Source organism: Sphaerisporangium krabiense (genome assembly GCF_014200435.1).
Taxonomy (GTDB): Bacteria; Actinomycetota; Actinomycetes; order Streptosporangiales; family Streptosporangiaceae; genus Sphaerisporangium; species Sphaerisporangium krabiense.
In genome coordinates this window covers 408165-420504 of the sequence record NZ_JACHBR010000001.1, presented here as the reverse complement: position 1 = coordinate 420504, position 12340 = coordinate 408165, and the positions used below count along the sequence as shown (strand labels likewise).

Below are 12340 nucleotides of genomic sequence, written 5' to 3'. Positions count from 1 at the left end.
GGCCGGGTTCCCCGGCGGGCTCCGCCTCCGGCGGACGAGGCGGGGCTCGGCGGGCCGGGGCCAGGAGGGCCGAGGGGCGAGGGGCGCGGCAGAAACGTGCCGTGGGAAAGCCCGCGGGAGGCCGAGGGGGCTCCGGAGCGGCGGGGGTGGGCCGGGGGCTCGTGGAGAACCGGTTCGGGTTCCTGGCGCTCGTCATCGTCGCCCTGGCCGCCCTGTTCGGCGTCGCCTTCGTCACCCGTCCCGCCGCCGTCGCCGCCCCCGCCGCGACCCCGGGCAGGGTCGCCGTCGCCTCGGTCAGCGCCGTCTGCCCCGACCCCGCGGGGGCGCGCGTGAGCGCCATCACGCCGCCCGGCGGCAAGGGCGCGGGCGTCGCCACCGTCACGGAGGTCTCACCCGCCACGGTGGCGCAGGACGCCGCCGCGACGGCGCGGGCCGGCGCCACGGACGGCGGGGCCGGCGCGAAGCCGCCCCAGCAGGTGACGCTCGACCGGCCGGGGAGTCTCTGGCAGCGTGAGCTGCCCGCCAAGGCCGACCCCGTGGAGATCTACGGCACCGGGGCGATGGCCGCGGGGCTGGAGGCCGCGCAGACCGGCCGCAAGGCGGACGGCGCGGCGCGCGGGCTGGCCTCGGTACGGTGCGCCGAGCCCGGCGCGAGCGCCTGGTTCGTCGGACCCGGGCCCGCCGCCGCCGACGTCACGCTGTACCTGACCAACGCCGACACCGCCCAGGCCGTCGTCACGATCACGGCGTACGCCGGCGAGGGCCCCGTGCTGGGCGACTCCGGCAACGGCCTGGTGCTCAAGCCCGGGGAGCACCGCGCGATCCGCATGCGCGACCTCGCGCCCTCGCCGCTGTTGATGGCCGTCGAGGTGCGCACCGTCAGCGGGCGCGTCGCGGCGTCCGCGCGCGCCGTGCTCGGCGCGGGCAAGGGCGCCGACTGGCTGCCCGCCTCGTCGGCGCCCGCCACGAGCGTCGTCGTCCCCGGCATCCCCGGCGGAGGCGGCCCCCGGGAGCTGTTCGTCACCGCGCCCGGCGAGCGCGACACCGTGGTCCGGATCAAGGCGCTCACCGCGGACGGGTTCTACGCCATGAAGAACCGCGAGTCGCTCGACGTGCCCGCGGGCTCCACCGCCTCGCTCGACGTGACCACCGGCATCGGCGGCCAGCCGTCGGCGCTCGTGCTCACCGCGGACGTCCCGATCGTGGCCGGGCTGATGGCCACCGGTACGGGCGCCGAGCAGGACGTCGCGTTCAGCGCGGGCTCCCCGCCGATCGACGTCGGCAGCGTGGTCGCCGACAACCGGGCCGGCAAGAAGGTCTCCTCCCGGCTGATCCTCTCGGCCCCCGCCGCGGCGGGCAAGGTGAGCGTGCAGGTCGTGCCCGCCAAGGGCGCCGCCCCCGCGCCCGTCGAGGTCGACATCCCCGCCGCCCGGACCAGGGAGATCAAGCCGGTCGTCCCCGCCGGGGGAGGCGACTTCAGCCTGATCGTGCTGCCGCTGCCCGGCTCGGGGCCCGTGTACGGCGGCAGGGTGCTGGACGAGAAGGCGCCCGACGGCCTGTACCTGACCGTGCAGCCCCTCGCGCAGGCACGCACCTCGGCCCTCGTGCCCCCCATCGCCGAGTCCACGGCCGTCGTCCTGCCGTGACGTCACCTCGCCCGGCCCGGTCGCCGAGATCCCGTGGCCGGGCCGTGTCGTGACGCCCTGGTCGTGAGGTCCGCGCCGGGACGTGCCGCCGCCGGGCGGAGGGACGGGCCTCAGTGGCGGTCGTCGTAGCCGGGGTCCACGGTGTCGGGGGAGAGGCCGAGCAGGTTCGCCACCTGCTCCACCACCACGTCGTGCACCAGCGCGCCCAGCGTGTCGCGGTCACGCGCCCTGGCCTCCAGGGGACGCCGGTAGACCACGACGACGGCCGGGGAGCCGCCCGCGGCGGGCTGCGCGCGGCCGAAGGGGATCGGGTCCAAGGAGAGCCGGCCGGGCCCGTCGAGCAGCTCGTCGGACGGCGGGACCTCCTCGACGGCGAACTCGACCGTGGAGAGCTGGCCGCCCCACTTGGGCTTGAGACGGTCGACCGCGTCCAGCACGAAGTCGTCGAAACGCTCGCTGCGCGTTCGCGAGATGGGCACTTCCCGCGGAGCGAGCGGACCACGCATGCCGCGCCCGTGCCGGTCACGCCGCCGCGGGCCGTTGGGGCGGGGCGTGCCGCCTGAGGCAGGACTCACAGAGCAAGCCTAGATCAGTGCCTATGGCCTCGCTTCGCTCGGCGGGTTCGGGGCGCCTTTGAGGCGGCGTTCTTCCGCCGTCGGACGGAAGGGATCGTTCCTCACCCTTCCGTCCGACGGCTCCAGAACGCCGCCGCGCCCCGAACCGGTCGTGCGGGGGCCGAGTGCGTCCGTCTCGGAGCATCGTGGGAACGGGACGGAACGTGCATCCATAGGTACAGCCATGCGCAAGATCAAAGACGTTCCGTGGGTGTTTCAGGGGCCCGTAAATGCTAGGTAAGTGTCCGAATTGTGGCGACACGCTCGTTAAGAGGTGCCGGGTGGTGGCAATGTGAACGCGGACCGGATACGGTCCCTCCGTGAGCCCCGTCCGCAGCTGTTCCCGTACCGCCTGCAGGCAGCCTGCCGTCTTCACACTCACGTACGTCTACGCCGACTCCACGGCGGTTCTCGGCCCTTTGGCGACGTACGTCGAACCACACTGCTACGACCTGTGCGCGGACCACGCGGAGCGGCTGACGGCCCCGCGTGGGTGGGAGGTCGTGCGGCTGCCGTCGGAGGCGGGCCAGCCGAGCTCCGACGATCTCGAGGCGCTGGCCAACGCGGTGCGCGAGGCCGCGAGGCCCGCGCCGTCGTCGGGTGAGCCCGTCGGGCAGGGGGTCGAGGTCGGGCGCAGGGGCCACCTGCGGGTGCTGCGCTCGGCCCAGCAGAACCGCGAGCGCTGAGGCCGTCCCGAGGGGCGCCGGCGCACGGCCTTTACCACGCGTGGCTACGCGCTTCGCATGGTTTCCCCAAACGTTCACCGGGGCGGGCGGCGCGCCCGTGGCCGGATGAGGCCGCCGTCCACAGGCGCCCACGGGTTCGTCGGCGGGCCCGGTGGAACACAGTAGGCTCGACCCGATGAGACGTGACTAGGGGCGGAGCGGCAGTGGGCGATCTTCCCAAGATCTTCAAGGCGTACGACGTCCGTGGCGTCGTGCCCGAGGAGCTGGACGAGCGCGCGGCCGAGGCGGTCGGCGCGGCCTTCGTCGAGGTGCTCGGCGCCGGCGCCCTCGTCATCGCCCGCGACATGCGCCCGTCGTCCGGCCCGCTGGCCGAGGCGTTCGCCCGGGGCGCCACCGGCCGGGGCGCCGAGGTGGTCGACGCGGGGCTCGGCTCGACCGATCTGCTCTACTACGCGAGCGGCAGCCTGGGGTTACCTGGGGTGATGTTTACGGCCAGCCACAATCCCGCGCGCTACAACGGGATGAAGCTGTGCCGCGCGGGCGCCGTCCCGATGAGCGCGGAGACGGGTCTGACGCAGGTCCGCGACCGCGCGGCCGAGCTCCTCGCCTCAGCGCCGGGCGGCCCCGGCGAAGAGGCGCACGGCGACCCCGGCGCGGGCGCTCAGGAGGGCGTCCGTGGGGGCTCCGGTACGGGGTCGGTGGTCCGGCGCGACCTGCTCGACGGCTACGCCGCTCATCTGCGCGGACTGGTCGACCTTTCGGGGATCAGGCCGCTCAAGGTGGTGGTGGACGCCGGGAACGGCATGGCGGGCCACACCGTGCCCACGGTGTTCGCGGGCCTGCCGGTCGAGCTGACGCCGCTGTACTTCGAGCTCGACGGCGATTTCCCGAACCACCCGGCCAATCCCCTGGAGCCGGACAATCTGCGCGACCTGCAGAAGGCCGTCCTGGACAAGGGGGCGGACGTCGGCCTGGCCTTCGACGGCGACGCCGACCGCTGCTGGGTGGTCGACGAGCGCGGCGAGTCGGTCTCGCCCTCGGCGATCACGGCCCTGGTCGCGGTGCGCGAGCTCGCCCGCCACCCCGGCGCCACGATCATCCACAACCTGATCACCTCCCGGGCCGTCCCCGAGATCGTCGCCGAGCACGGCGGCGTCCCGGTCCGCACCCGCGTCGGCCACTCGTTCATCAAGGCCGAGATGGCCCGCACGGGCGCCGTCTTCGGCGGCGAGCACTCCGCGCACTACTACTTCAAGGACTTCTGGTTCGCCGACTCCGGCCTGCTGGCGGCGCTGCACCTTCTCGCCGCGCTCGGCGAGCGGGAGGTCCCCTTGTCGGACATGCTCGCGAGCTACGCGCGCTACGCCGCCTCCGGCGAGATCAACAGCACCGTGGCGGACCAGGCGGCGACCGTGGCGCGCGTCCGCGCCGCCTACGAGGGCCGTCCGGGCACGAGCACCGACGATCTCGACGGTCTCACGGTGTCGGGTCCCGGCTGGTGGTTCAATCTTCGTCCGTCCAACACAGAGCCGCTCCTCCGGCTGAACGCCGAGGGGGCGGACGAAACGCTGATGGCGGCGGTCCGTGACGAGGTCCTCGCCATCGTGAGGAGTTGACCGTGCAGATCGCCGACTGGCTGCTCGACATCCTGACCTGCCCGAACTGCAAGTCGCCGCTCACCCCGCTGTCCGAGGGCGACGAGCTGGCGTGCGCGTCGGAGACCTGCGGGCTGATCTACCCCGTCCGCGACGACATCCCGGTGCTGCTGCTCGACGAGGCGCGCAAGGCGTGAGCTCGTTCGAGGCGGAGCGGCTGGACGACACGGCGTTCCTGACCGAGGGCGACCCGTCGGGCATGCTGCCCGCCGTGGCCACCTCCGGCGCGCAGGTGCGCACGTCCCACCGGGGCGCGCTGGAGGGGGGCGTGGCGCGCCTGTCGGACGAGGGGCGTCCGCGGGCGCTGGTCGTGGCGGGCATGGGCGGCTCTGCCGTCGCGGGCGACATGCTGGCGGCGGTGTGCGGCCCGGGCGTCCCGATCCCGATCGTGACCGTGCGGTCCTACCGGCTCCCCGGCTGGGTGGGGGCGGCCGACCTCGTGGTCGCGGTGTCGTCCTCGGGCGCCACCGAGGAGACCCGCACGCTGGCCCTGGAGGCGGCGCGGCGCGGTTGCCGCCTGGTGACCGTCGGCCCGTCGCGCGCCCCGCTGGCGGCGATCGCCGAGCAGGCGTCCGGCCTTCATCTTCCTGTCGTCCCGGTGGCGGGCGCGGTGAGCGGGGCCCGCACCAACCTGTGGGGCGTGACCATGCCGCTGCTGGGGGTCGCCGCGGCGCTCGGGCTGGCCGACGTGGGCCAGGACGCGGTCGAGGCCGCGGCCAAGCGCCTGGAGGACATCGCGCACCGCTGCCGCCCGTCGAGCGAGTCGTTCATCAACCCGGGCAAGACGCTGGCGCTGGAGCTGGCGGGCACGATCCCGATGATCTGGGGCACCTCGCCGATCGCGGCCGCGGCCGCCCGCCGCCTGGCGTCCCAGCTCGGCGTGAACGCCAAGTACCCGGCCATCTGGGGCGAGATCCCCGAGGCCGGCCACGACCAGGTGGCGGCGTTCGAGGGCCCGCTGGCCGAGCGCGACATCTTCGCCGACTCCGCCGCCACGACGCTGCGCCTGTTCCTCCTGCGCGACCTCGACGAGCATCCGCAGGTCGCCAAGCGGCGGGTGCTGTCGGCCGGGCTCGCGCGCGACCGGGGCGTGGCGGTCAGCGAGGTGACGGCCGAGGGGGCGCATCCGCTGGAGCGGCTGGCCTCGCTGGTCGGCCTTGCCGACTACGGGAGCGTGTACCTGGCGCTCGGATACGGCATCGATCCGGCTTCGGTGCGCGTTATCGGGGAACTTAAGTCGAGAATTTCCCAATAAGATCTGCCGTGACCGCTTTGGCGGTCACCTGATCGTATGTTCTGACGGATGGGTGGATACAGCGGGTGAGCGCGGGCGGCGGTACCAAGGCGATCATCGCGGCGTTGGGTGCCAACCTGGCGATCGCGGTGGCGAAGTTCGTGGCGTTCCTGTTCACGGGCTCCTCCTCGATGCTCGCCGAGTCGGTCCACTCGGTGGCGGACTCGGGCAACCAGGCCCTGCTGCTGCTCGGCGGCAAACGATCGCGCAAGCGCGAGAACCGCAAGCACCCCTTCGGCTACGGCCGCGAGCGCTACTTCTACGCGTTCGTGGTGGCGGTGGTGCTGTTCACGATCGGCGCGCTCTTCTCGCTCTACGAGGGCTTCGAGAAGATCACGAACCCGCACGCGGTCGAGTCGCCCGGCTGGGCCTTCGGCGTCCTGATCTTCGCGATCGTCGCGGAGGGCTTCTCCTTCCGCACCGCGATCAAGGAGGCCGGCGGGGTCAAGGGCGAGGAGTCCTGGTTCACGTTCATCCGCCGGGCCAAGGCCCCCGAGCTGCCGGTGGTCCTCCTCGAGGACCTGGGCGCGCTGCTCGGCCTGGTCTTCGCGCTGTTCGGCGTCACGATGGCCGTGGTCACCGGCGAGGGCATGTGGGACGGCGTCGGCACGCTGATGATCGGCGTGCTGCTGGCGGTCATCGCGGTGATCCTCGCGATCGAGACCAAGTCCCTGCTCATCGGCGAGAGCGCGACGCCGGAGTCCGAGCGCCAGATCTGCGAGGCCCTGGAGTCCAGCGAGCGCGTGACCAAGGTGATCCACCTGCGCACGCTGCACCTCGGCCCCGAGGAGCTGCTGGTCGCGGCCAAGATCGCGGTCGACCACGACGACACCGCGGCCGAGGTCGCCAAGGGCATCGACGAGGCCGAGCGGCGCATCCGCGAGGCCGTGCCGATCGCCCGGGTCATCTACCTGGAGCCGGATCTGTATCGGCCGGGCAAGGAGTCCTCCGCGTCCGCGGACTCGGCGCCGGCCGACCGTTCCTGAGCCCCGGGCGGGCGAGGCCTCCTCAGGGCCTCTTCCGGCCGGCCTCCGGCGTGGCGGGTACGCTGGTCACCGTCCCTGGCGGAGCAGCCGCAGCGCCTTCTCCTTCTCGAAGTCGAGGGCCCGGCGCGGCGCGTGGATGCGCCCGATGCGCAGGCCCAGCTCGCGCACGGCCTGGGCGGCGGCGGGCTCGCTGAGCACCCGCAGCCCGAAGGCCAGCTCCGCGGGGGAGACGTCGAAGCGCCGCTCCAGTTCCATGGCCTGGGTGACGGCGGCGAGCTCGTCGGGCCCGTACCGGCGATGCGCGCCCTTGCTGCGGGTCGCGGGGAGAAGGCCGAGAGCCTCCCGGTATCGGAGCATTCGTGGAGACATACCCAGTCGTTTCGCCGCCTCGGTGATACGCATAGAGCTGATTCTCACATTCTTGTGTCAGGTTCGCAGTTCTGGGGCTGCATTGGGGCCTGACGGGCTCTTACACTCGCAGAGACGAATGATCCGGGTTGAGGAGAAGACACGATGGACTACAAGGTCGCGGACCTTTCGCTCGCCGACTTCGGTCGCAGGGAGATCCAGCTCGCCGAGCACGAGATGCCCGGCCTGATGGCGATCCGCCGCGAGTACGCCGCGTCGCGCCCGCTGGCCGGCGCGAAGATCATGGGCTCGCTGCACATGACCATCCAGACCGCCGTCCTGATCGAGACGCTGGTGGCCCTCGGCGCCGACGTCCGCTGGGTGAGCTGCAACATCTTCTCCACGCAGGATCACGCGGCCGCCGCGGTCGTGGTCGGCCCCGAGGGCACCGTGGACGACCCCAAGGGCGTCCCGGTCTTCGCCTGGAAGGGCGAGACGCTGGAAGAGTACTGGTGGTGCACCGAGCGGGCCCTGAGCTGGCCCGGCGGCGGCGGCCCCAACATGATCCTCGACGACGGCGGCGACGCCACCCTGCTCGTCCACAAGGGCGCCGAGTACGAGAAGGCCGGCGCCGTCCCGACGGCCGCCGAGGACGACCCGGAGGAGTGGAAGATCATCCTCGACCTCCTCCGCCGCACGGTGACCTCCGAGGGCCGCTGGACCCGGGTCGCCGAGGGCATCAAGGGCGTCACCGAGGAGACCACCACCGGCGTCCACCGCCTGTACGAGATGTTCAAGAACGGCACGCTGCTCTTCCCGGCGATCAACGTCAACGACTCGGTCACCAAGTCGAAGTTCGACAACAAGTACGGCTGCCGCCACAGCGTGATCGACGGCCTCAACCGCGCCACCGACGTCCTCATCGGCGGCAAGGTGGCCGTGGTCTGCGGCTACGGCGACGTGGGCAAGGGCTGCGCCGACGCGCTGCGCGGCCAGGGCGCCCGCGTGATCGTCACCGAGATCGACCCGATCTGCGCCCTGCAGGCGGCCATGGACGGCTTCCAGGTCACCACCCTGGAGGACGTCGTCGGCATCGCGGACATCTTCGTGACCACCACCGGCAACTTCAACATCATCACGGCCGACCACATGAGCCGGATGAAGCACCAGGCGATCGTCTCCAACATCGGCCACTTCGACAACGAGATCGACATGGCCGGCCTGGCGAAGCTGCCCGGCATCGTGAAGACCGAGGTCAAGCCGCAGGTCCACACCTGGACCTTCCCCGACGGGCACAACATCATCGTGCTCGCCGAGGGCCGCCTCATGAACCTGGGCTGCGCCACCGGCCACCCCAGCTTCGTGATGTCCAACTCCTTCACCAACCAGGTGATCGCCCAGATCGAGCTGTTCACCAAGACCGAGCAGTACCCGATCGGCGTCTACGTGCTGCCCAAGCACCTGGACGAGAAGGTCGCCCGGCTGCACCTGGACGCGCTCGGCGTCAAGCTGACCACGCTCACCAAGGCGCAGGCCGAGTACATCGGCGTCGACGTCGAGGGCCCCTACAAGCCGGACCACTACCGCTACTGATCCGCGGCACCGGCCGCCGAGGCCGGGCACGAGGTCCCCGCGCCGGGTCGGCGCGGGGACCTTTCGCCACATCGGGCACCACCGCACTACCGAAGGACGCGACGACAGTGGAAGCCGACGACGCGCAGTTCGCCGAGGCCGGGGAGCGCCGGATCGACTGGGCCATGCGCGCGATGCCCGTGCTGCGCGCGGTCGGGGAGCGGTTCGCGGCGACCCGCCCGCTGGAGGGCCTGAGGATCGCGGCGTGCCTGCACGTCACGGCCGAGACCGCCGTGCTGATGGGGGCGCTCAGGGCCGGGGGCGCGGTGATCGCGCTCGCCGCCTCCAACCCGCTGTCCACCCAGGACGACGTGGCGGCGGCGCTGCGCGGCTACGACGTGGACGTGCGGGCCCGCGCCGGGGTGGACCGCGACACCTACTACCGGCACATCAACGAGGCGCTGGACATCGCGCCCGACCTGGTGCTCGACGACGGCTGCGACCTGGTCAACATCCTGCACACCGAGCGCCTGGACCTGCTGGACGGGGTCGGCGGCGGCTGCGAGGAGACCACCACCGGCATCATCCGCCTGCGCCAGATGGCCGCCGAGCAGGCCCTGCGCTTCCCGGTGGTCGCGGTCAACGACACCCGCATCAAGCGCATGTTCGACAACCGGTACGGCACCGGCCAGTCCACGCTGGACGGCATCACGCGCGCCACCAACATGCTCATCGCCGGGCGCACGGTCGTCGTCGCCGGGTTCGGCTTCTGCGGGCGCGGCGTCGCCGAGCGGGCCAGGGGGCAGGGGGCGCGGGTCATCGTCACCGAGATCGACCCGGTGAAGGCCCTGGACGCCAGCCTGCAGGGGTACGAGGTGCTGCCCATGGAGCGGGCGGCCCGCGCGGGCGACCTGTTCATCACCGTCACCGGCAACCGCGACGTGATCCGGGCCGAGCACCTGGCCGAGATGCGCGACGGCGCCGTCCTGGCCAACGCCGGCCACTTCGACGTCGAGATCGACGTCCGGGCCCTGGAGGGCCTGGCCGAGGACGTCACCCGCGGCGTGCGGCCCCACACCGACGAGTACGTCCTGCCCGGCGGGCGCCGCCTCCTGCTGCTCGCCGAGGGCCGCCTGGTCAACCTGACGGCCGCCGAGGGGCATCCCGCGGCCGTCATGGACATGTCGTTCTCCGCGCAGGCGCTGGCCGTCGCGTGGCTGGCCGCCGAGCGCGCCCGCCTCGCCCCCGGGGTGTACGACGTCCCGGCGGACATCGACGCCGAGGTGGCGCGGCTCAAGCTGGCCGCGGCCGGCATCGCCATCGACGCCCTCACGCCCGCGCAGACGGACTATCTGCGCTCCTGGCGGCTCGGCTCCTGAGCCCCGCCCACGGCGGCGCCCTTCCACGTCCGGCCGTCCGGCTCCTTCCGCGTCCGTCCGCCCGGGTTCGTGCACCGCGCCCGCCGCGTCTTCGCAGAACAGCGCGGCAATGAAGGTATTTGTCGCGATTCGCTGATGTTTCCGCACTGAACCGGCATCACTTGGGGATCGCGCCTCGCCAACGGTTGCGTAACCGCTCTCGACACCGACCCCTCCGGAGTGGGTTCCTTCATGGAGACCGGCCACCACGAATGCCCACTCTCGGCATGAGGAGGGAAGATGGCCAACAGGCGCCATCTCACCATCGCGGGTATGGCCGCGGCGATGTTGCTCGCCACGGCGTGTCAGACGGACAGCGGCGTCGCGGGCCCGAGCGGGTCCGCCACGCCGGAGCGGGCGGGCAAGCCCACCTCGGGCGGCACGCTGCGCCTGGTCGGAGGCGGCGACGTCGACCACCTCGACCCCACCAGCACCTACTACACGGTCACCAACGGCATCCTGCGCGCCTACGCCCGCCAGCTCTTCACGCTGCCGGCGTCCAACGACGCCAAGAAGGCCCTGGAGGTCATCCCGGACGTCGCCACGGAGATCCCGACGACGGCCAACGGGGGCCTCAGCGCCGACCAGCTCACCTACACCGTCAAGCTGCGCCCGGGCGTCCAGTGGGACACGAATCCGCCCCGGCAGGTCACCGCGCAGGACTTCGTCCGCGGCTTCAAGCGGATCTGCAACCCCGTGGCCGGCTCGGGCGCGCCGGGCTACTACACCAGCACGATCAAGGGGATGGCCGGCTACTGCGCGGACTACGCCAAGGCGTTCACCTCGGCCAAGCCGACGCCGCAGGGCCTGGCCGACTTCCAGAACTCCCACGAGATCGAGGGCGTGAAGGCCAAGGACGACCTCACCATCGTCTTCACGCTGACCCGGCCGGCGAGCGACTTCCTCAACATCCTGGCCCTGAACTTCGCCTCCGCGGCGCCGCAGGAGTACGACCGGTACGCCCCTGACGACGCGCGGTTCCGGCAGAACGTGATCTCCAACGGCCCGTACAAGATCACCAAGTACGTGGCGACCAAGGAGATCCGGCTGGAGCGCAACCCGGCCTGGAAGCAGGAGGCGGACCCGGTCCGGCACCAGTACGTCGACGCCATCGAGGTCAAGGAGAGCGTCACCGAGCCGGACAGCGTGCAGCAGCAGCTGGAGGCCGGCACCGCCGACCTGTCGTGGGACCTGCCGGTCCCGACCGCGCAGCTTCCCCGCCTGACCTCCTCCGGCGACCCCAACTTCAAGATCTTCCCCGGCGCGGTCACCAACCCGTACCTCGTCTTCAACCTGCAGAGCGGGAACGAGAACGGCGCGATGGGCAAGCTCAAGGTGCGCCAGGCCATCGAGTACGCCATCAGCAAGACCGCCATCAACAAGATCTACGGCGGCAAGGAGCTCAACACGCCGCTGCACACCGTCATCCCGCCCGGCAACATCGGCTACCAGGAGTACGACCCGTACCCCACGCCCGGCGACAACGGCGACCCGGCCAAGTGCAAGGCGCTGCTGGCCGAGGCGGGCTACCCCAACGGGCTGACGCTGACCGGCGCGTTCCGCAACGCGGGCAACCACCCGGCGGTGTACCAGTCCTACTCCGCCGACCTGAAGAAGTGCGGCATCACGGTCAAGGGCCTGCCGATCCGGCAGGGCGACTTCTACGCCTACCTGCAGACGCCGTCCAACGCCAAGGCGAGCAAGTGGGACATATCCGCGCCGGGCTGGATCCCGGACTGGTACGGCAACAACGGCCGGGCGATCATCCAGCCGCTGTTCCAGACCAACTGCTCCCCGGGCACCAGCAACTACGGCTGCTACAGCAACCCCAAGGTCGACGACCTGATCAAGCAGGCGCTGACCGCGTCCGACCAGGCCACGGCCGCGGGCCTGTGGCACCAGGTGGACCAGCAGGTGCTGGCCGACGCCGTCATCGTGCCCTTCCAGAACCAGAACTATCCGATCTACCACTCCAAGCGGGTCAAGAACGCCCTCTACCTGACGGCGTTCCAGTTCTACGACGTCACCAACCTGTGGCTGGACCCGCCGACCCCATGACCGACCGGGCGTGACCCGCCCCTCCTCGCCCCTCCTCGCCCGCGCACCCGCGGGCGAGGAGGG

General features: G+C 72.0%; 11 protein-coding genes. 9 read left to right on the top strand and 2 right to left on the bottom strand.

Annotated elements, in window-relative coordinates; all coding sequences use genetic code 11:
- Positions 1 to 161: 161 nt before the first annotated feature.
- Positions 162 to 1646, top strand: coding sequence for a DUF5719 family protein (locus BJ981_RS01800; RefSeq protein ID WP_239139137.1), 1485 nt, complete (start codon positions 162 to 164; stop codon positions 1644 to 1646).
- Between the two features lie 110 nt (positions 1647 to 1756).
- Here the strand turns inward: BJ981_RS01800 and BJ981_RS01795 are convergent, their stop codons facing one another.
- On the bottom strand, positions 1757 to 2152 hold the full coding sequence (locus tag BJ981_RS01795; protein WP_184615479.1) for a metallopeptidase family protein: 396 nt from the start codon (positions 2150 to 2152) through the stop codon (positions 1757 to 1759).
- Positions 2153 to 2580: 428 nt separating this feature from the next.
- On the opposite strand from BJ981_RS01795, the gene BJ981_RS01790 reads away from it, so the two are divergent.
- The 5 genes from BJ981_RS01790 to BJ981_RS01770 all read left to right on the top strand — a co-directional run bounded on the left by BJ981_RS01790 (position 2581) and on the right by BJ981_RS01770 (position 6881).
- Positions 2581 to 2946: a DUF3499 domain-containing protein gene (locus BJ981_RS01790; RefSeq protein ID WP_184607998.1), complete on the top strand. Its 366-nt coding sequence runs from the start codon at positions 2581 to 2583 to the stop codon at positions 2944 to 2946.
- Between the two features lie 203 nt (positions 2947 to 3149).
- On the top strand, positions 3150 to 4562 hold the full coding sequence (locus BJ981_RS01785; protein WP_184607997.1) for a phosphomannomutase/phosphoglucomutase: 1413 nt from the start codon (positions 3150 to 3152) through the stop codon (positions 4560 to 4562).
- A 2-nt stretch (positions 4563 to 4564) separates the two neighbouring features.
- A complete protein-coding gene (locus BJ981_RS01780) occupies positions 4565 to 4738 on the top strand; it encodes a Trm112 family protein (protein WP_184607996.1) in 174 nt (57 codons plus the stop codon).
- Positions 4735 to 5856 carry an SIS domain-containing protein gene (locus BJ981_RS01775; RefSeq protein WP_239139138.1) on the top strand — a complete coding sequence of 374 codons (1122 nt, stop codon included), beginning with the start codon at positions 4735 to 4737 and terminating at the stop codon, positions 5854 to 5856. Before BJ981_RS01780 ends, BJ981_RS01775 begins: the two co-directional genes overlap by 4 nt.
- Before the next feature lie 65 nt (positions 5857 to 5921).
- Positions 5922 to 6881, top strand: a complete 960-nt coding sequence (locus tag BJ981_RS01770; RefSeq protein WP_184607995.1) for a cation diffusion facilitator family transporter — start codon at positions 5922 to 5924, stop codon at positions 6879 to 6881.
- 66 nt (positions 6882 to 6947) lie between these two features.
- Here BJ981_RS01770 and BJ981_RS01765 read toward each other — a convergent pair whose 3' ends face one another.
- A complete protein-coding gene (locus BJ981_RS01765; protein ID WP_239139139.1) occupies positions 6948 to 7238 on the bottom strand; it encodes a MerR family transcriptional regulator in 291 nt (96 codons plus the stop codon).
- Between the two features lie 156 nt (positions 7239 to 7394).
- Here BJ981_RS01765 and ahcY point away from each other — a divergent pair, with 156 nt between their 5' ends.
- The 3 genes from ahcY (at position 7395) to BJ981_RS01750 (ending at position 12277) form a co-directional block, all read left to right on the top strand.
- Positions 7395 to 8822, top strand: a complete 1428-nt coding sequence (gene ahcY / locus BJ981_RS01760; protein ID WP_184607993.1) for an adenosylhomocysteinase — start codon at positions 7395 to 7397, stop codon at positions 8820 to 8822.
- A 107-nt stretch (positions 8823 to 8929) separates the two neighbouring features.
- Complete coding sequence (locus tag BJ981_RS01755; protein WP_184607992.1) at positions 8930 to 10180, top strand: adenosylhomocysteinase; 1251 nt, start codon at positions 8930 to 8932, stop codon at positions 10178 to 10180.
- Between the two features lie 279 nt (positions 10181 to 10459).
- Positions 10460 to 12277: an ABC transporter substrate-binding protein gene (locus BJ981_RS01750; protein WP_221314628.1), complete on the top strand. Its 1818-nt coding sequence runs from the start codon at positions 10460 to 10462 to the stop codon at positions 12275 to 12277.
- The last annotated feature ends 63 nt before the right edge of the window (positions 12278 to 12340 follow it).